This is a genomic window from Mycobacterium sp. D16Q16 (genome assembly GCF_002013745.1).
Taxonomy (GTDB): Bacteria; Actinomycetota; Actinomycetes; order Mycobacteriales; family Mycobacteriaceae; genus Mycobacterium.
Genome location: NZ_MAEY01000001.1, coordinates 603,438 through 628,347, shown reverse-complemented (window position 1 = coordinate 628,347; position 24,910 = coordinate 603,438). Strand labels below are relative to the sequence as shown.

The window sequence follows — 24,910 nt, the reverse complement described above, 5'->3', positions numbered from 1 at the left end:
TACCCGATGTTCTTCGCCCTGAGCGGCTCATCCCCGTACGACGTCGGAACCGCAGCACACCAAAGGAGAGACAGTGCCGATTCTTGAGCAGGTAGGCGCCCGCGAGATCCTCGATTCACGCGGCAATCCGACCGTCGAGGTCGAGGTTGCCTTGACTGACGGCACCTTCGCACGGGCGGCCGTCCCCTCGGGCGCCTCCACCGGTGAGCACGAGGCCGTAGAACTGCGCGACGGCGGCGCGCGTTACGGCGGCAAAGGCGTCACCAAGGCCGTGAACGCCGTGCTCGACGAGATCGCCCCGGCCATCATCGGCGAGAGCGCCGATGATCAGCGCCTCATCGATCAGGCTCTGCTCGACCTTGACGGCACCCCCGACAAGTCGCGCCTCGGCGCCAACGCCATCCTGGGTGTCTCGCTGGCCGTCGCGAAGGCCGCTGCCGACTCGGCCGGACTGGCACTGTTCCGGTACTTGGGCGGCCCGAACGCACACATCCTGCCGGTGCCGATGATGAACATCCTCAACGGTGGGGCGCACGCCGATACCGGGGTCGATGTCCAGGAGTTCATGGTCGCGCCCATCGGCGCGCCGAGCTTCAAGGAGTCGCTGCGCTGGGGCACCGAGGTCTACCACTCGCTCAAGTCCGTGCTGAAGAAGCAGGGCCTGTCCACCGGCCTCGGGGATGAGGGTGGATTCGCGCCCGATGTCGCCGGCACCCGGGCCGCGCTGGACTTGATCAGCATCGCGATCGAGGCGACCGGCCTCAAGCTGGGCTCGGATGTGGCGCTGGCGCTGGATGTCGCGGCCACCGAGTTCTACAGCGCCGCAGACGGTTACAGCTTCGAGAAGGAGAAGCGCACCGCTGAGCAGATGGGCGCGTTCTACGCCGAGCTGCTCGACGCCTATCCGCTGGTGTCCATCGAAGACCCGCTGTCCGAGGACGACTGGGACGGATGGGTGGCGCTCACCACGGCGATCGGTGACCGCGTTCAGCTGGTCGGCGACGACCTGTTTGTCACCAACCCCGAGCGCCTGGAAGAAGGCATCGAGCGCGGTGCCGCTAATGCCCTGCTGGTCAAGGTGAATCAGATCGGCACCCTCACCGAGACCCTCGACGCGGTGACATTGGCGCACAGCAGCGGTTACAAGACGATGATGAGCCACCGCAGCGGCGAGACCGAAGACACCACCATCGCGGACCTGGCGGTCGCGGTGGGTAGCGGTCAGATCAAGACCGGCGCCCCGGCGCGTAGCGAGCGGGTGGCCAAGTACAACCAGCTGCTGCGCATCGAAGAGACGCTCGGGGATGCCGCCCGCTTCGCGGGCGACTTGGCCTTCCCGCGTTTCTCGATCGAGACGTCCGACTAGCGGACAAGCTGGCGGGCTGAGGCCGAGCTATGGCTGAATCCAAACGCCGCCCCGCGTCCGGTAGGTCGCGGGGTCCGGCTCCGGCTGCCCGTAAGCGGACGCCGGTCAAACGGCCGGCGCAGAAGGTTGTCAGGGGTCCCGCGCGCAGCGGTCCGGCGGCACCGGCCAAGGCACCCAAGGCCGGCGGGGCCACCGGCTCGGTGGCCGCATCGATCGAACGCAGCGCGGAGCATCAGTCCGAGCAGCGCCTCGGGTCCACCGCGCGGCGAGCCGCCATCCTGGCCGCCGTGGTGTGTGCGCTGACCCTCACCGTGGCGGGTCCGGTCCGCACCTACTTCTCGCAGCAGGCCGAGCGGAATCAGCTCGCGGCCGCGGAAGCCCAGCTGCGGGACCAGATTGCCTTGCTCGAGGACAAGAAGCGCCGACTGGCGGATCCGGCCTATATCGCGGCCCAGGCGCGTGAGCGGCTGGGGTTCGTGATGCCGGGCGAAGTGCCGTTCCAGGTGCAGCTGCCGAACACCCCCGTCGATGCCAAGCCGCAGGGTCAGGGGCCGGTGGACAACGGTAATCCGTGGTACACCAATCTGTGGCACAACATCGCCGACTCTCCCACCGCCGTACCGACTGCGCCGTCGGCGTCACCGGCTCCGCTGCCGTGATCTCCGACGACGACATCGCCGCGGTCACAGGGCAATTGGGCCGCGCTCCGCGAGGAATGCTGGAGGTCTCCTACCGTTGCCCCAACGGTGAGCCGGCCGTCGTGAAGACCGCTCCGCGGCTACCCGACGGCACGCCGTTTCCCACGCTCTACTACTTGACGCACCCGGCCCTGACGGCGGCGGCGAGCCGCCTGGAATCCGGTGGGCTGATGCGCGACATGACCGATCGCCTTGCCTCCGATGAGGATCTGGCCGCCGCGTATCGGCGCGCCCACGAGAGCTACCTCGCCGAGCGTGATGCGATCGAACCGCTCGGCACCACGGTGACCGCGGGCGGAATGCCCGACAGGGTGAAGTGTTTGCATGTGCTGATCGGGCATTCGCTTGCCGTGGGACCGGGAGTCAATCCCTTGGGGGATGAGGCGATTCGAGAGTTGGCGGGCACCATGCCCGGCGTGCTGCCGGAGGTCTGGTGACCGCCGTTCGGGTGGGCGCCGTGGATTGCGGCACCAACTCGATCCGTCTGCTGATCTCGGATATCGATGACTCCGGGCGGTTGAGGGATGTGCATCGCGAGATGCGGATCGTGCGTCTGGGACAGGGCGTCGACGCGACGGGCGAGTTCGCGCCCGAGGCCATCGCGCGCACCCGGGTGGCACTCCGGGCGTATGCCGACCTGATGGAGTCTCGTGGAGTACAGCGGGTCCGCATGGTGGCCACCTCGGCCGCGCGGGACGTCTCGAACCGCGAGACATTTTTCGCGATGACGGCCGAGTTGCTCGGATCCGTCGTTCCGGGGGCGGTGGCAGAGGTCATCACGGGCACCGAGGAGGCCGCGCTGTCGTTCGCTGGCGCGGTGGGGGAGCTGGACTCGACGGCCGCGCCCTACGTGGTTGTGGACCTCGGCGGTGGGTCCACCGAGACGGTGATCGGTGATACCGGCGGGGTTAAGGCCAGCTTCTCGGCAGATATCGGTTGTGTGCGGCTCACCGAGCGGTGCCTGCACTCGGACCCGCCCACCGCAGCGGAAATCGCGGCGGCACGCGATGTGGTGCGGGCACAGTTGGCGCGGACATTCGCCGTGGTGCCGGTCGAGCAGGCGCGAACGTGGGTGGGGGTCGCGGGTACGTTCACCACGCTGGCGGCGCTGGCGCACCGGCTGGACGCGTACGACCCGGCCGCGATCCACCTGTCGCGGGTGCCGTTGGGGCGCCTTTCGGAGGTGACGTCCGAGTTGATCGCGATGCCCCGAGCGCAGCGGGCTGCCCTGGGGCCGATGCACGAGGGGCGTGTCGACGTCATCGGCGGTGGATCCATCGTCGTCCAGGAATTGGCGCGCGAGTTATCCGGCCGCGCCGGGATCACCGAGCTGGTGGTCAGCGAGCACGACATCCTCGACGGGATCGCGATGTCCTTACGCAGGTAACTGGGCCTTAACACGCGCCCCTGTGACCTGCGTAACAGTTGACAGTCTTGCCCCTCCTCCGGTTGACAAGTTGGTCAAATCAACTGACAGTTGATATATCAACACGGCTCGATAACGGACAGTTGAAGTCCGGTAAACGGTCAGTTGAGAGGCGCAGCGTCGCGCACGAGCCCGGATCAGCAGATGTTTGATGACGTGCGGAAGGTTTGGATTCCTAATGTCCGGATTGATGTCGAACGCCGAAGTACGCGAAATTGGGCTCTTGGAAACAGGTTTCGTGCGACGGCCCGACCCGGATGGTGCCGCGGTTGCCTACCGGACATATGGACGCGCCCGGCCTGGTGTCGCCGATGTGGTGCTGGTGCATGGCAGCCTGCAGAACTCGGCGGTGTGGTCCAAACACGGCTACATCGCGCAGCTGTCTCAGCAGTACCGGGTGACCACCATCGACGTGCGCGGGCACGGCGCGAGTGAGAAGCCCGACCACCCCGGTGGATATGCCATCGCCTCGTCGGTGCGGGATGTCTGCGCGGTACTGGATCACCTGGGCATCCATCGGACCCACTACATCGGCTACTCGCTCGGCGGGCGCATTGGGCTCACCCTCGCGGCCACGGCCCCGGAGCGGCTCACCTCGCTGGTGGTGGCGGGGTCCTCACACCGGCCGCAACGCGGCGCGGTGGACGTTCTCATCTTTCCCAACGCCGTTCGTGTGGTGGAGGAGTCCGGTCTGGAGGCATTCGTCGACGGCTGGGAGGCGCACCGCGGTCAGCAGATGGGCTCAGGATTTCGGGCGACCATCGAGGCCCTCGGCCAGCGTGGCCTGGCGGCGCTGCTGCGGCAGTGGGATGCCGAGCCGGGTGTCGCCGAAGACGCCTTGCTGCAAATCGAAACGCCCACACTGTTTTTCGCCGGGTCCGAAGACCCTATGCGGCTGGCCGAATCGCGGGAGGCGGCGGTCCGGATGCCGCGTGCCTACTTCGCCCTGCTGGACGGTTGCAACCACGGGCAGACGGTGACGATGCGCGAGCGCATTCTGGATCGCGCCGAGGCGTTCTTCCGCCTGTCGGAGTTCTCCGATATCGAGAAGCTGCGGGTGGCCGGGTGACCGGAGATTCTGGGCTGCGCCCAAGCACAGCGACACTTGCCCGCATCGGTGTGCTCGGCGGTATGTCGGGCGGGCTGTTAGGCGGTGGCACCGGGGTGATCACCGTGCCCTCGCTGGCACGGGCGACCACGCTGAGCCGGGCCGTTATTCACGGCACCTCGACGCTGCCGAACGTTTCCGCCGCGATCGCGGGCAGCACCGTCTACGCGCTGCACGGGGCGAAGGTGGATGTGGTGGCCGGCGCCGGACTGATGGCGGGCGGTGTGATCGGCGCGGTGGTGGGGGCCAAACTGGTGGCACGCATCCCGGAGTGGATCCTCAAGGCGCTGTTCGTATTTGTGCTGCTGGCCACGGCGCTCAAGCTGTTATTGAGTGCCGCCGGGATTGACCCCTCGGCGGGTGAGGCGTTGCTTCCCGACGGTGTGCTCGCCCATGTCCCATCGGTCGTCGCTATCGGGGCTGTGGTCGGTTTCGTGGTCGGCGCGTGGTCTGCCGCGCTGGGTCTCGGCGGTGGGCTGCTGACGGTTCCGGCGATGCTGGTGCTGTTCGGTTCCGACCTGCACGTGGCGGAGGGCACCTCGTTGATGGTGATGCTGCCCAACGCGTTGGTCGCGGCGACCACACACCTGCGCCAGGGCACCGCTGATGCTCCGATCGGCTTTCGGTTGGCGGCATTCGCGTTGCCGGGAACCGTGATCGGGGCGCTGTTGGCGCTCGCCCTGAACGCGCGATGGCTCGCGTTGGTGTTCGGCTCTTATCTGGTGTTCATCGCCGTGCGCGAGATCGTGCGGGTGTTTACGAGCTCGCCTGCCCGTACGACGACGAAACCAAGTCCGGCGCCGGCGTCGCAGGCGTGTGTTGGCGGTTGATCTTCTGCAGCTCTCGGGCGACGTCCAGGAGCCAGCTCAGTTCTTCCTTGCGATTGGCGCCCGTGCGTTCACCGATGATCTTGGTGCCGGAGGTCTTGTCGTTCTGCGGTGCGGTGCGCTGTTGTTCGATGGCCGAATGAATCTGGCGCGCTGCTGATGTGGTGGACGCGTCTTCGGTGAGGTAGGGGCGGATGGCGCTCAGACCGTCACGAATCTCGACGATTCTGCGGTAGAGCCGGTAATTGTGATCACCGATTGAGGCCTGCGGCGGTGCCAGCGCGATCTGGGTGTTGCCCTCGTACAGCGCGGTCCACAGCGGCTCGAGTTGACGGTGCTGCCGGTAGGCCTGGATGCGTTGGTGCGCCGATGTGACCAGCTGTGAGAAGGACGGTCCCGCAAGGCCCACCACGATGAGGATTTGCCCGATGGTGGCGGCCAGTGGGGCCAGACGCTGCCAGGAGAAGCTGTCGTTGGTGATCATGCCGTAGATGGCCGAGTGCGCCCGCATGAGGCAGAACAACAGGCACATGGCTGCTCCGGCGGCGGTGAGCAGCATGCTGCGTCGCAGCCAGGCCACATCATGAAAACGGGCGTACTGCAGGCATTTGACGGTGATCAGCAGCGCGCCCAGGCCGTAGGTGATCAGATAGATCAGCATGTAGAGCACCCAGGCGGGCTTGTTGCCGTGCGAGGCGTAGAAGTCCTGTGGCAGTTCGGAAGTCGGTGCCACAAACCAGCAGAGAACCAATGCACCGCCGATGGCTACTGCCATGCCGACCCAGAGCCGCGCGCGCTGCACCGCACGCGGACCGGATTCACCCCAGAAGGTGATGACCGTGAGGACGCATGCTGTCCACGCCATCCCGCCCGAGAGGTTCAAGACGAGCCGACCCATGTTGTGCACGCCGACCAAGTTGTCGAACTTCTCGTACAAGGGTGGAGTCGCCAGGGTGACGGCGATCCCCTTGAAGAGGAAGGACAACAACAGTGCCACCGAGGCGGGTGGGCGGACTCGAGAGCGCAGCATCGCTGCGGCGACAATCACCACGGCGGCAAAGCTGAAGACGGCCGCTACCGAATACGCGGCGGCGGAGTCTTCGAAAACTGAGGTCACGGCGCCGCCGGTGAGCCTTCCAGCACGAGTGATGCCAGGATGCGCCGGAGGTTGGCGTTCGTGACCGCGATGGGGCGATGACTATCGGGACTGACGCGCTGCCCCATCATCGAGGCGAGCATCTCTGCCTCGACTTCTTGATCGTCCAAGTAGCTTTCGCGGCACAGGATTTCGGCTAGCTCGCGGCTGCTTGCCCCGGTGTGTCCACACATCACATGGCTCAGTTCATGCAGGATGATGTGCTCGCGATGCATGGTGGTGGTGTCGCTGTCGTACACCACGTAGTCGGTGGCGTCGGTGCGGACCAGCAGGCCGTGAACGCCGCTGCCGGAGAGCGCGTAAGGCACGAGCTGGATATCGCGCTCGCTGAGCTCACTGGCCCGGGCGCGGATGTCCTCGACGGTGGTCAGCGTATCCAGGCCCAGATCCGCGAGCTTGCGGGTGCATTGCTTGTGGATCGCCTGAAGTTCGCGAGTGGACCGTAGATCTGTTGTGAGACAACGCATCTTCGGCATGTTTACTGCCCGTTATTGACCGAGTTGTCTACCGTGGGCAGGCCCTGCAGCGCGCGCACGTGATCGAGCACGGCGGCGACAGTTTCCAGGCTCTGCTTGTTCAGGCCGATCGCGCGCAACGCGATCAGCTCCACCTCGTCCCGGGTGGTCTCGTCCAGGGCGCCGAGGCGCTCATCGAGCGAGTAGGTGCGCTCGGGGTCGGTGAGTACCGAGAGCGGTACGCGGAAGAAGTCGGCCAACGCGCCGAGCAGGTCGATGGCGGGACGGGCGCGCTTACCGGTGCGCAGCGCCGAGAGGTAGGCACCGCCGACCTTGATGCCGGGATGGGCTTTCTTGATGCCGTTGGCGACCTCGTCATTGGTCCACATGCGCCCGTCGGGCCGGCGATGCGAATGGAAGAGCGCATTGATGCGATCAGCGAGATTCGCGTCGGCGGATTTGGCGTCCTGAAGGGACACCTGCGGCGGGCTCGTAGTGGCCATCTACTAAGTCAAACATCGATGTCGCGAGCCCTCAACGCGAGGGGGCAGACTCACAGTGTGATTCAACCCACAGTTGAGGCGTAAATTAGCCGTATACGCCAGCGAGGTACTCGGCCTGGCAGGCTCGGCGTGCGAGCTTTCCGCTGGTGGTGCGGGGAATCGCGCCGGCGGCAACCAGCCGGACGTCGGCGACTGGCAGGGCATGCGTGCGTGAGATGGCGGCACGGATGACTTCGGCTACCGGTGATTGCTCCACTCGGCCGGATCCGGGCGCGCGTTCGGCGACGATCACCAGCCGCTCGCTGGTGTCGGCGATGGCGGCCTCGGCGAGCTGATTGGCTGCGACGGAGAACGCCGCGACGTATCCGGAGCGGACGGCGGGCGAGGATGCCGAGGCGGTCGCCTCGATGTCCTGCGGGTAGTGGTTGCGTCCGTCGATGATGACGAGGTCTTTGATGCGGCCGGTGACGTACAGGCTGTCGTTGAGGTACACCCCGAGATCCCCGGTGCGCAGCCAATGGCTATCTGCCGAGGTTCCGGTGGCATGGCTGCGGTGTTCGAGCCGTGAGCGCAGCCTGTTGTGGAAGGTCGCCTCGGTCTCCTGGGTGCGGCCCCAGTACCCGCGGCCGATGTTGTCGCCGTGCAGCCAGATCTCACCGATTTCGCCCTCGGGGAGTTCGGCTCCGCTTCGTGGGTCGACGATCACCAGCCACTGGCTCGAGATCACCTGACCGCACGAGACGTGGGCTACCGCGGTCGGGGCGTCAGCGGACACGGGGACGGCACGGTCCTCGGCGAGCTGGGCGCGGTCCAGATAGATCATGCTGGGGCGTTCGTCGGGGGCGATGGTGGCCACGGAGAGCGTCGCCTCTGCCATGCCGTAGGACGGCTTGATGGCGGTGGGCGGAAATCCGTAGGGGGCGAAGGCCTCGTTGAATTTCTCGATCGCCGAGAGAGTGACCGGTTCGGATCCGTTGAGCAGGCCCGCGACATTGGACAGGTCCCAGGTTTCACCGGCCGGTGGGCGGCCGCGCTGCGCAGCGAGTTCGAAGGCGAAGTTGGGGGCGGCGGCGAACACCCGCCCGTACGCGGACTCGGTAGCGAGCTGTTTGATCCACCGCCGCGGGCGCCGCACGAAGGCCAATGGCGACATCAGGGTGATGTGACCGCCACACAGCGGGGGAAACAGGATCATGATCAGACCCATGTCGTGATACAGCGGCAGCCAGCTCACACTGCGGATGTTCTGATCCAGGCCGCCGGCCAGAATCATCTGAAGAACATTCGTACACGCCGCGCGGTGGGTGATTTCCACGCCTGCCGGGGTCCGTGTGGAACCCGAGGTGTACTGCAGGTAGGCGAGATCGTCGGTATCGAGCGCTGCGGGGATGAACGTTGCGCCCACCGAGTCCGGTACCGCGTCGATCGCGATGACCCGTGGTCGACGCTGACGAGGAAGCTTGCGCAGGAAGGCGTTCACCGATTCGGCGGCGGCATCGGTGGTCAGGATGACCGAAGGTGTTGCGTCCGCGAGTACCGCATCGAGGCGTTCGGTGTGTCCGGGCAGCTCGGGGGCGAAAAGGGGAACCGCGATGTTTCCGGCCTGGATGGCGGCGAAGAACCCGATGACGTAGTCAATGCCCTGCGGCGCCAGGATCGCGACACGATCACCCGGTTGCGTGACCTGCTGCAGCCGTGCGCCGATGGCCCGCATCCGGGCGCTGAGGGTGTTCCAGCTCAGTTCGATGGCCACACCGTCGTCGTCACGCGTGAAGTCCAGGTAGCGGTAGGCGGCGGTGGTGCCGAACTCGGCGATGTTGTGTTCGAAGTTTGAGAGCAGGGTGGTGCCGGGAGGAAGGTCGATCGCGCCATCGGCGTCGAGGTAATCCTCAATTCCGTTCTGGCGAATGGCCACTCCGTCTGACATATCTAACTCCCGACTCACGATGGAAAACACTACCTGCGCTAACTAAGCTATCTCTTGGTTCGCAGGTGACCCGTCGTGCGAGGAGCGGGCGGCAACTGTCAATGTCGGCGATCGCGCGATCTGGTGACGAATCACACCAGAGCTCAATCGAATTCCGGTGGTGTACAAGGGGTATCACTATCTGCCGGAAACATTCAATGTGACGCCGGGGTGTGTCGGGCAGGGGTGTGATTTTTGTCGTATGTGTGAGGGGGTGGGGCGGAAGTTGGCGCCAGGGGAAGCGCCGGGTAGAACTAGGGCTGATCTGCGAGGCCCCCATAGCCCAATTGGCAGAGGCAGCGGACTTAAAATCCGCCAAGTGTCGGTTCGAGTCCGACTGGGGGCACTCTGTTGGGGCGGCTAGATGGGCTGGCCGCATAGGGGAATGGTCGCGATAGGTCCGCTGTCTACGGTCGTGTTTCTGTCGATGCTTGCGGTATGGCTCATCTTGGGGCTGGCGGCGTACACCCTGGCACCAAAAGATCGTCCGTAGCATTTCTTCTGGGCGACGTTGCTACTGCTGGGGCCGCTCGGGCCCATCTTGGCTCTACGCCTTTGAATACCTGACAGCCTGATACCGAAATCTCGTGGCTGATACTCGACTGGTCCGAACCCCTGCGGCACCCGTCGTTCTACGAGGCCGTGTACCGGCCTGCTGTACTGCGGGCTAACCAGGCCGCTACCGCCAGCGAGAGCCGTTCGGCAGCCTGCGCTGAATTTCATGCGCTTAGACACACGTACGCGAGCTTGATTATTGCTGCGGGCCGACCGATGTTTGAGATTGCGCGATTCATGGGGCATTCCAGGCCGAGTACCACTGAAACCGTCTACACGCGCCTACTCGCAGATGACCATGCCGACGCTATGGCGGCCCTCGGTTCGATGGGTGCCGAACCTGACTACGGCCCGAATGTCGTGAAGTTACGGGGCTAAAACGGAGGTGTGTCCGCCGCAACTCGAGCCAGTATCTCTCCCACATCCCCGTGTGTAGCGAGATTGACGACGCGCTCAATATCCATGGACGTAACCGTCCGTTTGTCGGACAGGTCCCGGATCAACCTCGCCATAGCGAGTTGCGCTTCATAGCTTTGAGTTAGTTCCCGACGCATGTCGACTATTTTCTTGTCGGTTGCGGCCATGTTCTTCGGCGATCGGCGTTCCTCACGCAACGAACTAATTTCGGAGTTCAGTGTCTGGAGCGCAGCGGCTAATTGAGCAGTTTCGATTTTGTTCGGGTCGCCCGACTGTTCGAGGGTCCGCAGGTCAACGGCCGTCACGACGGGCGACTCAGGCTTGTTGCCGCTTTCGATGTCACGAACCATTTCCGTTAGGTCAGTCTTAGCTTTCGCGGCGCTTGCTAGGTCGCGATAGTCGAGATGGAGCGTTCGCATGTCGCGAACGTCGAACGGTATGACTTGCCCGTCCTCGATGAGCTGGACGTAGGGCTTGTCGAAGGCATGCCGTATCGCAAGTTCGTAGAAGACATTCGCGTTCTGATCGGTTAAATCAGCTATCAGAAGGTCGGCTTCGATGATGTTGGTGACGATCTGGGTTGTGATCCGGCCCGCCGAATTGATTCGGTCGGCACGCACCGTCTTGTACCCCAGCGGTGTCAGCGCCTCCTCGATGACATAGGTCATCACCCGGTCGCTTCTTTCGCGAGTCTCACTCCCGACAGCGCCTATGGGGCACGCGAGGAAGCAGATTTTTTCCTTCGGCGTTGCTACACCGTTTGAGCTGACGGCAGAGGCAACGGCTAGTTCTGGGTCGGCCGTCATGTGGGTTATGTTCCCACGCCCGAGCAAGCCTGTTGTCGGGATTACTCCGGTCCGCCAGACGTCGCGCAAGACCGCCGCTCCTCGCAAGGGCCCGTTAAGGGACGGACCCCGCCGCTGCGCCGACGTAGACAGCAACTGGCTACCGCGTATTGCTCGGCCCTGGCAGCGCTTCTACGTCAGCCCGATCTACTGCTGCGTCTCGGTGCAGACTGTGAACTTGCGTACCGGGTGTTTGTAGCCGCAGTCTGGGCATCAGTCGAACGTGGTGGTGTCCGGGACAATCTTGACCGGCTTAACGCGATTCGGCGCAGTGGTTTCAGTGCAGGCCACTTTGGATACAGGCTGGCCCAAGCTGATACACGACGAGCTGTCCCAGGCTAAGTCCGAAACATCTCCAGTACGAACCGACAATTTGGTGCCGTTATCCTGGCCGGGAGCCAGCAGGACGGTCACACCCTCGACGTGTACCGCGACTACATCTCCGAAGAGGATGGCGGTGCGCTGAACGCACTGTCTGAACCACCAGCCCCGGCCAAGCAAGCCGAGCTACCGAAGAATGTTGTCAGTCTTTTTGGGCGACAGGCGAATTAGTGGGAAAATGAGGCAGCCAGTGCTAGCACCAGCCGGTTCGAACGGCGTGTCTGAAGCTCCTTGATGGAGCTGACTAGAAAATTCGTCGCCTGTGTTGATGCCGCACCGACGAGACCCGCCGCCATGGGGCTGCCGGTAGCTATTCCTGCCGACATGGCACCGACCGCCCCGACCCCGAACTGAACGAAACCAGTCCTTGCCGCACTTGCCGCAGATGATTTCTCCGTCGATGCTTTTATTCCTGAAAGGGCGGACATCAGTTCGGTTTTGACGATAGATGATGCGTCGGCAAGATTGGCTGAGTCTGATAGTTGGCCTACATAACTTAGCGCACCACCCAGTGTCTGCCGCCAGGCGTTGAATTTTTCATCGTTGTTACGTAAGGAGATTAGGAGCTTGGGATCGGTGGTGAAATCCGGCACGCTCAATTGCGCGAGCGTGCTCACGGCCGCTTGTCGCTTTTGATCGACAGCTGAAATCAGTAGCGCACTTAGAAGTTTTCGCTCTGAATCGGACCGTATCAATGGATTGGCCCTCCCTCGTGCCATGCTTATCAGCCCCATCTTCAGTGAGGTGAAATAGTGCATCAGCAGGCCCCGTAACAGCAGTTCATCGATCTCATCGGTCGGGATGTCGAGGTCCGCCGCTAGATCCAGAGCCTGCTGACGAACATCGGCGTTTGCGAGAACGGCGCTCTCCCATCCCGAGGCGGCGGGGTGCCTGGCGGGTGAATGGACGTGTGTGAAGTGAAGTATGCCCTCGGATATGAAAGGGCGGAAGGCCGATAGTTGCGTTAGTACCTGCTGGGCTGTTCGTCGAGAGAGTTCATCGACTGGCGCATGGCGTACGGCCAGCATTGCGCCTATCGGCTCGGCCTGTATCGCTACCTCGTGAGAGTAGAGGAGCAAACGTAGTGCAACTGCGCCGCTTGAACTCCAACCGGTTGGATCGGCTGCGTTAGAGCTGACCAGGGGCCGAAGCGTGCCGCTTGTCATTCGGGGCAGCTGAGGGTTGCCCTTGTAGATCAATGACTCGTCGGCCAAGTCTTCGAGGAATCTTCGAAACTGGTAGTCGGGCATCTTGGATGCCTTCATTGCGAGACTTGGTGAGAGTTCTTCGCCCCACCATGCCTCGATGGTCTGGTACAGCGACTGAGTCCACGTATCCGGACAGTTGTATTCGTCCTTCACGGTTGAATTGTCGCAGGGAAAGTGCTTGGCCCCGGGTAAAACCCGTTACCCCGGCGACTCAGGGCGATATGGGGCCGTACCGGTACGCCTTCGGTACGGCCCCATATGTTCTCTTACAGCGTTTTTGCTGTCTTCTGCAACCCTGTTTCGCCTGTTCGCGCTAGGCGGCCCGTGCGGACTTAAATCCGCCAAGTGTCGGTTCGAGCCCGACTGGGGGCGCTGAGTAGTAAGCGGTAAAGGCACTGAACTGGCGGTCGTTTCGGTCCAGCCGCCGCGCTAGGCGCAAACCGTGTACGGGGATCTCCTCGCAGTCATACATTGAGCCGTGGAGCCAAAACGGCTCACGAGCCGACCCACGAAGCTGATGCCAGCAGCGCAGGCGCCGTCGTTGCGGGTCCTGGTGGTCGGCGCCGGTGTCGGCGGTATCTCCATCGCGCGGGGGCTATTGCGCGACGGCCATGACGTGACCGTCTACGAGCAGCGCTCGGACGTGCACGCCGGTGGCGGTGCGGTGACCATCTGGTCGAATGGCGCCACGGTGCTGCGGCAGCTGGGCGTGGACATGGACCGGGCCGGCCAGCAGCTGTCCACGGTGCGGGTCATGACATCGACGGGGCGCGCGCTGGCCACGTTGGACGTGGCCTCGATCGCCGACCGGCTGGGCGAGCCGGTGCGGATGGTCCCGCGTCATGTCCTGCTCGAGCGGCTGCTGAAAGACTTTCCGGCGGAACGTATTCGGTGTAATTCCCGGGCCGTCGGAGCGGTGGGCAACGGCGACGGGGCTCGGGTCGAGTTCGCGGATGGCAGCGTGGCCGAGGGAGACCTGGTGATCGGAGCCGACGGCAGGCATTCGATGGTTCGCGATGTTGTCGGTGCGGGGCGCGGGGAGCCGACCGGCTGGTGCAGTTGGCAGGGACTGGCAACCCTCCCGAACGGCGTCGATCAGCACGTCGCCTTCGTCGTCATCGGTGAGCACGGGAGCCTCGGCCTGTGGCCGGCCGGAGGCTCCGAGGTGCAGTGGTGGTTCGACCTGCCCTGGTCGTCTGGTTTTGTCCGGCCGGCACGCCCGATCGACATGATCCGGTCCACGTTCGCCGGGTGGTCGGAGCCCGTCGATCGGGTGCTCGCGACGCTCACCGACGACGATCTGGCGCATTCGCCCTATCCCCATTTCCGCCATCCCATTCCCCGGCCGGGCCACGGCGCGCTGACCCTGCTTGGCGATGCGGCTCACACCATGCCGCCCACCCTGGCGCAAGGGGCCAACCAGGCGCTGCTCGACACGATGGTGCTGTGCAAGGCGGTTTCGGAATTTCAGCGCGGCGCCAACACGGACCTGCCCGATGCGCTGCGCTGGTATGAGAAGACCCGCCGACGCCGTGCCGCGGCCGTGTCCCGGGTTGCCTCGCTGCAGGTTTCGCACGGTGAGGCCGTGCTGAGGACGGCGGCGATGGTCTCGGACCGTTTCATGACGTGGGCACTAGCGACGTTCTTGCAGTCGGTGAGTCATCGCCGGATGGCCGCTGACATCGACCGGGGCCATGCCGCCGACACAGCCTGCCGGCCGTGATGGCCGTGCCGGCCGGCGCCGTCCGTGTGCGAGGTGCGATCGACGCGCCCTCACGCTGGCTCTTTCTCGTCAAATGGTGCGTGCTGGCGGTTCCGCACTACCCCATATTGATCGTCCTTTATGTCATGTATCCGGTATTGACGGTCGTCGCCGGTATCGCGATCTTGTTCACCGGGCGATATCCGCGGATCATCTTCGACGTCAACGTCGGGGTGCTGCGCTGGTCCTGGCGGGTGATGAACTACCGGTTTCCGATGAACAGCACCGATAGGTACCCGCCTTTCACGCTCGCCGCGCGGCCCGACTATCCGGGCGAACTGGACGTCGACTATCCGGAACAACTTTCCCAGTGGGCGGTGCTGGTGAAGCTGATACTGGCACTGCCCCAGATCATCATCTGCTGGGCCATGGAGCCACTGCTGCAGGTTCTGGCCGTGATTTCCGCGGTGCGGTTGTTGGCCAGAGGCACGGTGTCGCCAGGCATGTTCGACCTCCTCATGGGAATCGTGCGGTGGCGTTACCGGGTGGCGGTGTACGTCTCGTTGATGTGCGACGAATATCCGCCATTCCGAATGGATTTGGGTGGTGGTGACACATGAAGCATCGTAATCCGTTGTTCCCCTACGTATATCGGCTCGGCATGCCGATATTCGACCGGCTGTTCTATCGCCGATACCGGCGTGAGGCGATGAGTCTCGCGATGGGCAGACTGCTGATCGTGGGCGTTGGCCCGGGAACCGACCTCATGTTTCTTCCGCCCGCGGTGACATCGGTCGCGGCGGTCGAGCCGGAGGCGGCGATGCGTCGGATGGCTGGCGCCCTTGCGCGCCGCCGCGGCCTGGACGTCGACATCCTGGACGGAGTCGGAGAGTCGATACCATTCCCGGACAACAGTTTCGACTCGGTGCATGTCGGCCTGGTGCTGTGCTCGGTGGACGATGTGGCCGCAACCCTCGGCGAGATCCGGCGGGTGCTCGTCCCGGGAGGCAGGTTGGTGGTCCTCGAGCATGTCCGCGGGGACGGCGTGATGGGGCGATTCCAGGATCTGATCGCCACGCCATGGTCGTGGCTTGCCTCCGGGTGCGAGCCGAACCGCCGGACCGTCGAAGCGATTGCCGCAGCCGGATTCGATACCAGGGGACTGCGCAACGTTCGGCGAACCCTGGTGCCGCCGCCGTGCACACCTCACCTGCAAGGCGTCGCCACTGTAGTCGAGTAGTGCTGTTCGACATCGTTATTCGACACTGACGGCCTCGATGATGTTGAGCCGTGCCGCGCGCCGTGCGGGTGGGACCGAGCCCAGCAGGCTGATCGCCAGCGCGCCTACGGTGAAGACCACCGCCATGGGGCTTGGCTGGAAGGTGACGGTGAAGTTCATGACGGTGCCGCTGACGAGGCTGAACAGCCACTGATCGACCAGACCGGCCAGCAGCCCCGAGACACCGCCGACGACGCCGATGGCCGCGGCCTCGGCAAGAACCATGCCCAAGGTGTACCGGCGGCTGGATCCCATCGCCCGCAGCACACCGATTTCCCGGCGTCGTTCGAGTACCGAAAGCGTCAACGTGTTCAGCAGCGCGACCGCGGCGACGAACACCACGATGATCCACACGGCGTTGGCGATCAGCATGCTCTGGTGCAGCGGGGCTTCCAAACCGGCCAACGCCGCGCGGCCGTCGTACACGTAGTTCGGTGCGGGCACCACAGCGCGAACGTCGGCCAGCAGCCGTCCCGGATCAGTGCCCTCGACGGCGGTGACTTGCAGTGTCGTCGTGCCCGGGCGGTCAAACCATGCCCGCATGCGTTCCAGGCTCATCCCGACGGTGCCGATGACCGTCGAGAAATAGGGAACCAGGGCCAGCACGGGCGTCCGCTGCGGGCCGTGGGGTGTTTGCAACTGCAATTCGTCGCCCACCCGGACGCCGAGAGTCTTGCCCAGGTTCTGGGAGAGCACCACGCCCCGGCCGGCGAGCACGTCATGACGTACCCGATCGTCGAGCGCACGGAAAAGCGGATCGTGGGTGCCGGCGGAGAATCCATTGAGCATCACGCGCGTGCCGCCGACCACGGCGAATCCAGAGGCGCCTTCGACGACATTCGCGACGCCAGGGACCGCAGCCACCTTCTCGGTAAGACGTTGCGGCAGAACGTCGGTGGGGTAGCGGTCGGGTGAGTTGGCGCTCACCCAGACATCGACATCGGCGACGGGCGCGAAGATGTCGCGCGCGGATCGGATCATGTCGTTGTTCGTCCCGGTGATGACCACGGTGGTGACCACGGCGATGAGCACGGTCATCACGGTGGCCCACACCCGCCGCGGCGCGCGCTGGACCGTCGGCGCCGCCAGCGCCCCGGGTGAACCGAACACTCGTGCCACCGTGGCTGTCGCGCGGACGATGGGTCCGGCGAGCGCGAAGCCCAAGGCGATCTCGGCGACGAATAGGGCGGCGATCGCGACGAAGGCGAGCGCCCCTGGTCGGTAGAGCACTGTCAGGAGCGACGCTGCCAACACTGCCACCGCCACGACTCCGCTGACGATACGCAGCCAACGCGGCACGTTGTCGGCCACGGAAACTCCGACGGGCGCCAGCGCCTCGATCGGTGACACTTTGTATACCTGCCGTGCGGCCATCGCCGACGCGGCAACGCTGGTGAGTACCGTCGCGGCGATGGCGGCCGGAATCGCGTAGTCGGGCAGCCAGTACTCGATACGGGCTTCGAGCCCCTGGGTTACCGTCGGCGGCAAACGGCCAATCGCTTTTCGTCCCAGCAGTATTCCGAGGGCCGAACCGATGGCGCCGCCGATCAGCCCGAGGATCGCAGCCTCGGCGAGCATGTCGCGAACGATCGTCACGCGGCCGCCGCCGATTGCGCGCAGCATCGAGATGACCGGGCGGCGTTGGGCAATCGCCATGGTCATCGTCGTGTAGATCAGGAAGGCCCCGACCACCAACGCGACGGCCGCGCCCATCAGGGCCATGTAGTTCATGAGCTTGACACCGTCGCCGGCCCGGACCGCCCGCAGGCTCGGATCGGCGACGATCGCCCGTCCGTTCACGGCGGCCGTGACCTCATCCCGGACTGCGGCGAGATCCGCACCCGGTGTCGTGGTGACCAAAATCGAATCGAGCTGACCTTGCCGTCCGGTGACCTCCTGCGCCAACGGCAGTGCGGCAAGCACGTAGTGCCCGCCGTTGAGATCCGCGAGTTGCTTGCCCTGGAGCACCTCGGCGACGGTCACCGAACCTGAGCCGAGCCGGAATGTATCGCCCTTCGCATGACCGACGGACGGTCCGATCTGGACACCGGCGGCCGTCCGCGATGGTGCGTCAACCTTGACTCCGACAGCATCTTTCAGGGCGCCTTCCAGTGCGGCGCTGCGGTCGTCGGCGCCGAACAGCAGGACCGGTTCGGAATCTGTGGGTGCGGACATCCGGATCATCGGTGCCGCGGTCGCCACTCCGGGAATCTTGGCGACATCGGCCAATACCGCTTCGGGGAACCCCGCATCGGTGATACCCGATACCTCGAGTGCTGCCACTCCGGCGACTCCGTCCGCCAACCGGTTGACCGATCCGGTGATCGACCCGAAGATGCCGAATATCGCGACGAGATACATTGCGGAAACTGCCATTACGGCGATCGAGGCGATGGTGCGCCGACGATGCACGGTCAATTCGCGCAGACTGAACACGCGTAGCCTGCTCGCTGCGGCGGCGATGGTGGCTCCGGGGCCGTGCTGCTCCTGGCGTCCGCGGCCACTCACCCTGGCGCCACCGACATCTCGTCGGAACCGAGCCGGCCGTCCTGCAGGGTGATGACCCGATCGGTTGCCGCGGCGGCGTCGGCGTTGTGGGTCACCATCACCACCAGGCGGCCGGAGCCTTCTTCATGGGCGACCTCGGCGAGCAGAGCCAGGATGGCAGTACCCGTATGGGAATCCAGGTTCCCGGTGGGCTCGTCGGCAAGGATCAGCGGTGGGTCCATCATCATGGCTCGCGCCACCGCGACGCGTTGCATCTCGCCGCCGGACAGTTCGGCCGGGCGGTGTTCGGTCCGCTTACCGAGGCCGACCCGGTCCAGCAGCCGAACCGCGTCCGCCTTCACCTTGCCGAGGCGGATGCCGTCGAGCAGCTTCGGCACCGCCACGTTCTCCCACGCCGAGAGCGTGGGCAGCAGGTTGAAGAACTGAAAGACGAACCCGACCCGATGATGGCGGAACTCCGACTGTTGCTCGTCGCGGAGCCTGCCGATCTCTTCACCGTCAAAGGTGATCGATCCCGAGTCGGGGGAGTCCAACGCCCCGAGCAGATGCAGCAGTGTGCTTTTCCCCGCCCCTGATGGCCCGACAATCGAGACGAACTGGCCGCCGGACAGGCGCAGGCTGATCTCGTCGAGGGCGCGCACCGTCTGCCCGCCAACCCTGTACTCGCGCACCACATTGCGCAGTTCGATGGCCAGTTCGCGCTGGGGTGTATCGGCGTTGTCCAGTTGTCTCAAGGTGGCCTCCCGCGAGACCGAGTTACCCGGCGCGCGGAGGCGCGGTCGGGATATGCGGAGCCTACTCCCGGCGTTCTCGCCACATATGGTCTTACGCGAGGTTCTTCGGTGAGCCCGGCAACCCCATTGGTCGAGCACCGCCCACCGGTTCATGCAAGATGGGTGCCATGCCGCAGGAGCTCACCGCCGAACAAGCCGCTGCACTGTTGAACCCCACCGATACGCTGGGAATCCCTCTTGGCCCTGGCCAGCCACCGGCCTTACTGCGTGCCCTCGGTGTGCGCACGGACTGGACGGATCTGCGGGTGTACGGCGCGCTACTTGCCGTCGGCACCGAGCTGTTCTCTCGCCAGGGTGTGCACTACCTGTCGGGCTTCTTCGGCCCGATTGAGCGCGCGCTACGAGACATGGGCGCCGATATCGAATTCGCCGCCGCGGACTTCCGCCGGTTCGGGCCATTACTTGAGCGCCAGTCGCCGCGGGTGATGACGACCGTCGCGACGCCACCGGATGCCGACGGCTGGTGTTCCCTGTCGCTACACGCGGGCGGGACCATCGGTGAGTTGCGCCGTGCGGGCGCCGATCCGGAGCGACTGCTCATTGTCGAAGTCTCCGAAGGGTATCCGCGCACATTCGGGTTCGGGGAGCAGCATCGCCACGCGCTGCACATTGATGAGATCGACATTCTGGTGCACTCGACGGATGCGCCGCTGGCGCTGCCCGGGGGCGATACGGCGCCGTCGGATGTCGACAGGGCCATCGCCCGGTACGCCGTGAGCTTCATCGGCTCGGGGGCGACATTGCAAACCGGAATCGGGGCTATTCCCAACCAGATTGCGACTCTGTTGGCCGAGGGGGACGGCGGCAGCTATGGGCTGCACAGTGAGATGTTCACCGACGGCTGCATGCGACTGCACCGCGCCGGCAAGGTCACCAACACCGGTAAGGGGCAGTACGACGGCGTGAGTGTGACGACCTTCGCCTTCGGGTCGCCGGATCTCTATGCGTGGCTAGACGACAATCCCGACGTCGCGTTCCTGCCCGTCGAGATTGTCAACGCGCCGGACGTTATCGGCGCCAACAACGACATGATCTCGATCAACGGTGCGCTCTCCATCGACATCCAGGGGCAGGTTGTCGCCGACACCATCAACGGAGGGCAGTTCAGCGGGATCGGTGGCGCCGAGGACTTCGTGGCCGGGGCCGGGCTGGAGCTGTCGGACCGCTCGCTGATCTGTCTGCCCTCAACCTTCGAAAAGGATGGTGTGGTGCAGTCGCGCATCGTGCCGTGGTTCGGTCCCGGTGTCGTGATCACCACACCGCGTCATCAGGTCGACGTGATCGTCACCGAGTACGGCGCCGCGGAGTTGGAGGGCAGAACGGTCCGTGAGCGCGGCGAGGCGCTGGCATCCATCGCCCACCCGCAGTTCCGGGATGACCTGTTGGCGGCTGCTGAGCGTGCGTCGAATGGCCGCTCACCGGTCAGCTGAGCTCAGCCCTGCTCGACGGTGTTGTTGTTACCGGACGTGGAGACTTCCGGTTCCCCGGAGTGGTACGTGACTTTGTTGTCGAAACCCGACGCGCCGATCGTGCGCGCCGCTTCCACGGTCACTGTGTTCTCGACACCCGATACCGTGAGGGCGTCGCAATTGCCCACGATGTCAACGGTATTGGACACTCCGCTAACGTTCACCGAGCAGTCGTCGCAGTTGACCGTTATCTGCTTGTGCGTACCAGAGACGCTGAAGGTTGAGCCGGGCGGCGCATACGTGGGGCCGGGGGTTGACGTGGTCGACGGTGTCGCACTGGTCCGAGTCGGGAGCCTGACGACGGTTGACCTCACGGGACGTGGGGTTGAGGGGCCCGAGCTCGTCGGAACATTGTGCGGGAGTGTGGGTTTGGCGGCGTAGAAGATAAGTCCGGCCACTCCCGCGGTGATGACGGCGAAGAACACCATGAATCGTCGGCGGAACTTGCGGAGGGGAGAACGGGGCGGATACGGCGTGCCGTACACCGGCGGTGGATACGGACTCGATACCTGCGGCGGATACGGGCTCGGGTTGGTGACGCCCAGTTCCGACCTCCGGGCCGTCTCGCTCAGTGAGCGTTCCAGCTCCCGGATTCGGGCTTCGGGGTCACCATCCGGCTCCACCTACAGATGGTCGCACACTGAGACTCACACGGCGATAGCCTTTGGCAATGACAGACGCGGGGGATGGCGCGAACAACGTTCGCTGCACGCAATGCGGCACCGAGGGTTCCGAGATTGGGTTCCTGGGACAAAATGGGCAAAACTCCGCCGGGCATGTGTGGTGGGTGGAAGGTCCTATCAAGATCGGGTTTTTTGGTGCCAGGCGCCGCGGTGCTCGTCGGGTGATTGATGCGTGGCGTTGCCCCAACTGTGGGCATCTGGAGTTGTTCGCGGGTACATGGTTGTAGCGTTTTGGTCATGGGTTCCACCGAGGTTGTGACTGCTGAACCACAACTCTTCGTCACCGACTTTGACCGCGCCGTTGGCTTCTACGTCGATACGCTCGGATTCGAGCTGGCCTTCACTTACGGTGAGCCAGCGTTCTATGGGCAGGTCCGTCGCGGCGGCGCGAGTCTGAATCTGCGCAAGGTCAAAGGACCGGTTTTTGACGGTAATTTCCTTGCTACTGAACGTGATCCGATTTCCGCCACGCTGACGACGTACAAGCTGGGCCCGCTCCACGATGAATACCAGGCGGCGGGTGTGTCCTTCCATCAGCCCCTGCAGACCGAGGAATGGGGCAGCGTCACTTTCATCGTGAAGGACCCCGACGGGAACCTGCTGTTGTTCTCGGGTGCGGAAGCCTGAAAAGAAGCTCTCGCCATCGGGGCGCTGAGCGATGACAATGAGGCATGCGATTGCCAACCTCATTTGAAGGACTTGTGACCGACGGCGGCAAGTCCATCGTCTATGGCGAGCCGTACACGACGGCCGACGGCACCCTGGTCATCACGGTTGCCAAGGTGCGCACCCGGGGCAGCGGCGCGGACGGCGCACCCATGGAAACGCGGGCGAGACCACTGGGCGTATTCGTCGTCAAGGACGGGAATGCTCAATGGCAGCCCGCCTTTAACGCCGACCGCGCCTCGACACTGGGCATACTGACCGGCTTGATCTCTGCGGTGTTGGGACTGACAGCCCTGATCCGGCGGCCACCGTGGCCGGATCTCACCTTGCCGGGTTGGTCGCCAGCGGAGAACCCGCACTGGTTCCGCGACAGGCGCTGACTGCTCAGCGCCCGTCGCGGTAGCCCATCCGCTACTTCGGGGTGACGGTTTCTTTGAAGGTTCCGTCGCCCTGGTTCAGCCAGGTGATGGTGCCCTTCTGGAATTCGCCGATCCAGCCGCCCTTGGCGACATCGGGTCCGCCGGCAGTCTCAGCTTCGTCGGCGGTGGGGAAGCCGAGCGTGCCGCCCGCTCCGCCCTGTTCGGTGTACACCTTCAGGATTTCGCCCTGTACCAGGTGTGCGCCGGTGGCCGGCGAACTGAAAATGGTGCCCTTGGCGAATGCCTGCACCGTGCCGTCGCCCACCTTTTCGGGCTGTCCGGTCGGCAGGCCGAGCTTGGCCTCGCCGCCGGCCTTGGTGTACGCCTCGGCAACCGGCGGCTCCAGCGTCACATCGCCGACACCCGGCACGTTGACGGTGGAAGGCGCCCCGGCGACGACGGAGGACACCGCACTGCTTGCCGACGATGCGGCACTCGATGCGGCGCTACCACCAGCGCTGATGGCCGACGATGCCGCACTGGTCGCGCTGGATAGCGACTCTTTGGCGGCGTTTCTGTCATCTTGAGAACACGCGACAACGACCGCCGCGGATAAGGCGACGATGGAAACCGCGCCTGCTGCTCGTTTCATCAGATTGGTATCCATGATCCGAACGTAACAACATAAACGCGCCATTTAGGTGAGTTTGTCGATGTTCACCTATTGGCCATTGAGTGATTTCGTTGCAAATACCGGTGCTATTCGCCCCGAAAATGCACCGAAATGGCGTGGCCGACTACGACGCCGGAGTCAGCTCGCAGACGTAATCGCCGACATCAATATGTACCTCGGCCGCATCCGGAACCGTGGGAGTGGGCACGACGTTCAGCTGAAACTGCTCGCGGCCGAAGTCGTCGGTGGTTCCCGGCCACTGTTCCTGCAGGATGTCACTGATCAGGCCCGCGACCGCCGGCTCGGTGACCCGGTAGGTCTCGGCCTGGCAGAACTTCGAGTACACCTCGGTGACCCGGATGCGCGCCTTCTCGATAGGCAGGGTGCCCAGGTCATCGCCGGTTTCGGGATCGCGGACAGCGGTGCCGGTGGCCCCGATGACCGAGAAGATCATCCCGACCTCGACGCCCGCGTCATCACCCTTGTTGACCAGCACGGAGTAGCGGTCGACGATATCGGCGACCTTTCCGATGATGGGGTCGACGGGCTCTGGCTCCAGATCACCAGCCGATTGCTCCACCGGTTTTGTCTCTTCAGGCATTGCCCACGCCGACCGTGTAGTTGTTGGGGCGCGCAGCGGTCTCGATCTTTTGCCGCTCCGGCTGTCCGGCGGTCTCGGCCGTGGCGAAATCAGTCTTGGCCTTGGCCACCGCGGTGCTCGAGACATTCTCCGACTCGCGCAGTGCCTGGAAGGCGTGGCGCAAAGTCAGACGGCTGATCGTCAGCGCGAGGTTCAGGGCGCTGGAGGCGGACTGCTTGTTGCCCTCGTTGAGATCGTTGGACGCGCTCGCGAGGTGCTTGTCCACGTCGATCATGCCCTGCAGCGTCACCATGGTGGAGTACGCCGACTGCCCGACATTGCGGTCAAGCTTGTTGCTCTGCTGAATGCGGTGATAGAGATCGGCAATCAAGATTCCGGAGACGAGGGCGAGCAGTGGCGTGACGATGCCCTGCACGAATCGGACGAGTTCGGTGTCACCCGCCGTAAAGCCGACAACCGCTGCGACGATGGTTGCGACAACTGCCGCTCCGACGATCGTCCAATGAACCAGCGTGGGCTTCGGAGGAAGCTGATCTGAATTTGCCAACGTCGTTACCGTCCGTTCGGTGAGTGGACACATTCGTTGCATCCGTGACCCCATGAGCACTGACCGGAGCATGCTAACACCGCGTGCGGGTTCGTCCAAGGTGAGGTTACGTGCATTACTCGATGTTTGCTGAGCGATGCGTTCGTGTCAGATTCTTCCGAATTCTGTTGAATCGCAAAGGAAATCGATGAGCGCCTTAGCGGGCTGTGCTTAGCACTGCTGCTCGGCGGCGGCATTCGTCGCCACGATCACCGCAGCTTGCCGGTCCGCGGGCAGCTCGTGCCAGGACTTGTGAAAGGTCCCTGGGCCCACGTTCCCATTGGTCTGAATGGATTGCAGGTATCCCTCGACGAGCTGGGCGGGGCCATCCTGCTTCCCGGTCATCCAGTCGGCCGCCGCGCGGCAGGCTTGGTAGTACTCCTCCTCCAGGGAGCTGGGCGCGGCGTCCACGGACGTCGTGACGCCCGCTGGGGACAGCCCAGAGCCGGAGGCGGGGGGTTGGGCGGCGGGTTTCTCGATGGGTGTGGTGGTGCCGCCGGTGGAGGCGGGAGTCACCTTGTCGTCGGATGTGGACGTACATGCCGCACCGATCAACGGGACGCAGAGGGCCATCAGGGTCGCGGCGATGCGGGTTGGGACGGTCACCACTCCAAAGTAGCAAGTGCCTACCAGCGACAACATTTACTCACTCAGAGCTTTTGCTCGGAGGGGAAAACCG

26 protein-coding genes, 1 tRNA gene and 1 pseudogene are annotated in these 24,910 nt (G+C 64.4%); 14 read left to right on the top strand and 14 right to left on the bottom strand.

Annotated features, from left to right (window positions below; translation table 11 throughout):
* The first annotated feature begins 73 nt into the window (after window positions 1-73).
* The 6 genes from eno to B4394_RS03030 all read left to right on the top strand — a co-directional run bounded on the left by eno (window position 74) and on the right by B4394_RS03030 (window position 5,428).
* On the top strand, window positions 74-1,366 hold the full coding sequence (gene eno, locus B4394_RS03055; RefSeq protein WP_078290586.1) for a phosphopyruvate hydratase: 1,293 nt from the start codon (window positions 74-76) through the stop codon (window positions 1,364-1,366).
* A gap of 29 nt (window positions 1,367-1,395) precedes the next feature.
* Window positions 1,396-2,025: an FtsB family cell division protein gene (locus B4394_RS03050; RefSeq protein WP_078314099.1), complete on the top strand. Its 630-nt coding sequence runs from the start codon at window positions 1,396-1,398 to the stop codon at window positions 2,023-2,025.
* Entirely contained in the window at window positions 2,022-2,501 is a 480-nt protein-coding gene (locus B4394_RS03045) for a DUF501 domain-containing protein (protein WP_078310100.1), read from the top strand. Before B4394_RS03050 ends, B4394_RS03045 begins: the two co-directional genes overlap by 4 nt.
* Window positions 2,498-3,451: a Ppx/GppA phosphatase family protein gene (locus B4394_RS03040; RefSeq protein WP_170915048.1), complete on the top strand. Its 954-nt coding sequence runs from the start codon at window positions 2,498-2,500 to the stop codon at window positions 3,449-3,451. Before B4394_RS03045 ends, B4394_RS03040 begins: the two co-directional genes overlap by 4 nt.
* Window positions 3,452-3,668: 217 nt before the next feature.
* Window positions 3,669-4,559 (top strand): alpha/beta fold hydrolase, encoded by an 891-nt coding sequence (locus B4394_RS03035; protein WP_078310093.1) that lies wholly within the window; start codon window positions 3,669-3,671, stop codon window positions 4,557-4,559.
* On the top strand, window positions 4,556-5,428 hold the full coding sequence (locus B4394_RS03030) for a sulfite exporter TauE/SafE family protein (RefSeq protein WP_286141880.1): 873 nt from the start codon (window positions 4,556-4,558) through the stop codon (window positions 5,426-5,428). The genes B4394_RS03035 and B4394_RS03030 overlap by 4 nt, the downstream gene beginning before the upstream one ends.
* Here the strand turns inward: B4394_RS03030 and B4394_RS03025 are convergent.
* The 4 genes from B4394_RS03025 to B4394_RS03010 all read right to left on the bottom strand — a co-directional run bounded on the left by B4394_RS03025 (window position 5,355) and on the right by B4394_RS03010 (window position 9,466).
* Window positions 5,355-6,542: an MAB_1171c family putative transporter gene (locus tag B4394_RS03025; protein WP_078310088.1), complete on the bottom strand. Its 1,188-nt coding sequence runs from the start codon at window positions 6,540-6,542 to the stop codon at window positions 5,355-5,357. The genes B4394_RS03030 and B4394_RS03025 overlap by 74 nt on opposite strands.
* Window positions 6,539-7,057 carry an ImmA/IrrE family metallo-endopeptidase gene (locus B4394_RS03020; protein WP_078310084.1) on the bottom strand — a complete coding sequence of 173 codons (519 nt, stop codon included), beginning with the start codon at window positions 7,055-7,057 and terminating at the stop codon, window positions 6,539-6,541. Before B4394_RS03020 ends, B4394_RS03025 begins: the two co-directional genes overlap by 4 nt.
* Window positions 7,058-7,059: 2 nt before the next feature.
* Window positions 7,060-7,539, bottom strand: a complete 480-nt coding sequence (locus B4394_RS03015; protein ID WP_078290593.1) for a transcriptional regulator — start codon at window positions 7,537-7,539, stop codon at window positions 7,060-7,062.
* 85 nt (window positions 7,540-7,624) lie between these two features.
* Window positions 7,625-9,466: a fatty acyl-AMP ligase gene (locus tag B4394_RS03010; protein ID WP_078314098.1), complete on the bottom strand. Its 1,842-nt coding sequence runs from the start codon at window positions 9,464-9,466 to the stop codon at window positions 7,625-7,627.
* Between the two features lie 311 nt (window positions 9,467-9,777).
* Here B4394_RS03010 and B4394_RS03005 point away from each other — a divergent pair.
* Window positions 9,778-9,851, top strand: a tRNA-Leu gene (locus B4394_RS03005).
* Between the two features lie 296 nt (window positions 9,852-10,147).
* Window positions 10,148-10,438, top strand: coding sequence for a tyrosine-type recombinase/integrase (locus B4394_RS03000; protein ID WP_286141879.1), 291 nt, complete (start codon window positions 10,148-10,150; stop codon window positions 10,436-10,438).
* Here the strand turns inward: B4394_RS03000 and B4394_RS02995 are convergent.
* The 3 genes and pseudogenes from B4394_RS02995 to B4394_RS02985 form a co-directional block, all read right to left on the bottom strand.
* Window positions 10,435-11,283 (bottom strand): hypothetical protein, encoded by an 849-nt coding sequence (locus B4394_RS02995; RefSeq protein WP_139359881.1) that lies wholly within the window; start codon window positions 11,281-11,283, stop codon window positions 10,435-10,437. The two genes, B4394_RS03000 and B4394_RS02995, sit on opposite strands and share 4 nt — an antisense overlap.
* A gap of 186 nt (window positions 11,284-11,469) precedes the next feature.
* Window positions 11,470-11,667, bottom strand: a pseudogene (locus B4394_RS25600) (LppU/SCO3897 family protein); the annotation flags it as partial.
* Between the two features lie 203 nt (window positions 11,668-11,870).
* The gene (locus B4394_RS02985; protein ID WP_078314095.1) at window positions 11,871-13,064 is read right to left on the bottom strand and encodes a hypothetical protein; all 1,194 of its coding nucleotides are present in this window, start codon (window positions 13,062-13,064) and stop codon (window positions 11,871-11,873) included.
* A 364-nt stretch (window positions 13,065-13,428) separates the two neighbouring features.
* On the opposite strand from B4394_RS02985, the gene B4394_RS02980 reads away from it, so the two are divergent.
* From B4394_RS02980 to B4394_RS02970, 3 genes are read left to right on the top strand one after another with little or no spacing between them, the layout of a single operon-like run.
* Window positions 13,429-14,634, top strand: coding sequence for an FAD-dependent oxidoreductase (locus B4394_RS02980; protein ID WP_078314094.1), 1,206 nt, complete (start codon window positions 13,429-13,431; stop codon window positions 14,632-14,634).
* Window positions 14,635-14,660: 26 nt separating this feature from the next.
* Window positions 14,661-15,233 (top strand): DUF4389 domain-containing protein, encoded by a 573-nt coding sequence (locus tag B4394_RS02975; RefSeq protein ID WP_078314247.1) that lies wholly within the window; start codon window positions 14,661-14,663, stop codon window positions 15,231-15,233.
* A complete protein-coding gene (locus B4394_RS02970; RefSeq protein ID WP_078314093.1) occupies window positions 15,230-15,853 on the top strand; it encodes a class I SAM-dependent methyltransferase in 624 nt (207 codons plus the stop codon). The genes B4394_RS02975 and B4394_RS02970 overlap by 4 nt, the downstream gene beginning before the upstream one ends.
* A 15-nt stretch (window positions 15,854-15,868) precedes the next feature.
* Here B4394_RS02970 and B4394_RS02965 read toward each other — a convergent pair whose 3' ends face one another.
* Both B4394_RS02965 and B4394_RS02960 read right to left on the bottom strand, forming a co-directional pair.
* Window positions 15,869-18,268 carry an FtsX-like permease family protein gene (locus tag B4394_RS02965; protein ID WP_286141893.1) on the bottom strand — a complete coding sequence of 800 codons (2,400 nt, stop codon included), beginning with the start codon at window positions 18,266-18,268 and terminating at the stop codon, window positions 15,869-15,871.
* A 128-nt stretch (window positions 18,269-18,396) separates the two neighbouring features.
* A complete protein-coding gene (locus B4394_RS02960; RefSeq protein ID WP_078310564.1) occupies window positions 18,397-19,095 on the bottom strand; it encodes an ABC transporter ATP-binding protein in 699 nt (232 codons plus the stop codon).
* 206 nt (window positions 19,096-19,301) lie between these two features.
* On the opposite strand from B4394_RS02960, the gene B4394_RS02955 reads away from it, so the two are divergent.
* Entirely contained in the window at window positions 19,302-20,624 is a 1,323-nt protein-coding gene (locus B4394_RS02955; RefSeq protein WP_078314092.1) for an acetyl-CoA hydrolase/transferase family protein, read from the top strand.
* 2 nt (window positions 20,625-20,626) lie between these two features.
* On the opposite strand, the gene B4394_RS02950 is transcribed toward B4394_RS02955, so the two are convergent.
* A complete protein-coding gene (locus tag B4394_RS02950; RefSeq protein ID WP_078314091.1) occupies window positions 20,627-21,286 on the bottom strand; it encodes a DUF3060 domain-containing protein in 660 nt (219 codons plus the stop codon).
* A gap of 297 nt (window positions 21,287-21,583) precedes the next feature.
* On the opposite strand from B4394_RS02950, the gene B4394_RS02940 reads away from it, so the two are divergent.
* Complete coding sequence (locus B4394_RS02940; protein WP_078314089.1) at window positions 21,584-21,973, top strand: VOC family protein; 390 nt, start codon at window positions 21,584-21,586, stop codon at window positions 21,971-21,973.
* 44 nt (window positions 21,974-22,017) lie between these two features.
* A complete protein-coding gene (locus B4394_RS02935) occupies window positions 22,018-22,392 on the top strand; it encodes a hypothetical protein (RefSeq protein WP_078314088.1) in 375 nt (124 codons plus the stop codon).
* 31 nt (window positions 22,393-22,423) lie between these two features.
* Here B4394_RS02935 and B4394_RS25895 read toward each other — a convergent pair whose 3' ends face one another.
* The 4 genes from B4394_RS25895 to B4394_RS25005 all read right to left on the bottom strand — a co-directional run bounded on the left by B4394_RS25895 (window position 22,424) and on the right by B4394_RS25005 (window position 24,873).
* Complete coding sequence (locus tag B4394_RS25895) at window positions 22,424-23,038, bottom strand: LGFP repeat-containing protein (RefSeq protein ID WP_139359880.1); 615 nt, start codon at window positions 23,036-23,038, stop codon at window positions 22,424-22,426.
* Window positions 23,039-23,168: 130 nt separating this feature from the next.
* Complete coding sequence (locus tag B4394_RS02920) at window positions 23,169-23,645, bottom strand: hypothetical protein (protein WP_078310059.1); 477 nt, start codon at window positions 23,643-23,645, stop codon at window positions 23,169-23,171.
* Window positions 23,638-24,225 (bottom strand): hypothetical protein, encoded by a 588-nt coding sequence (locus B4394_RS02915; RefSeq protein WP_078310056.1) that lies wholly within the window; start codon window positions 24,223-24,225, stop codon window positions 23,638-23,640. Before B4394_RS02915 ends, B4394_RS02920 begins: the two co-directional genes overlap by 8 nt.
* A gap of 177 nt (window positions 24,226-24,402) precedes the next feature.
* Window positions 24,403-24,873: a lipoprotein LpqV gene (locus B4394_RS25005; protein ID WP_139359879.1), complete on the bottom strand. Its 471-nt coding sequence runs from the start codon at window positions 24,871-24,873 to the stop codon at window positions 24,403-24,405.
* Window positions 24,874-24,910 lie beyond the last annotated feature (37 nt).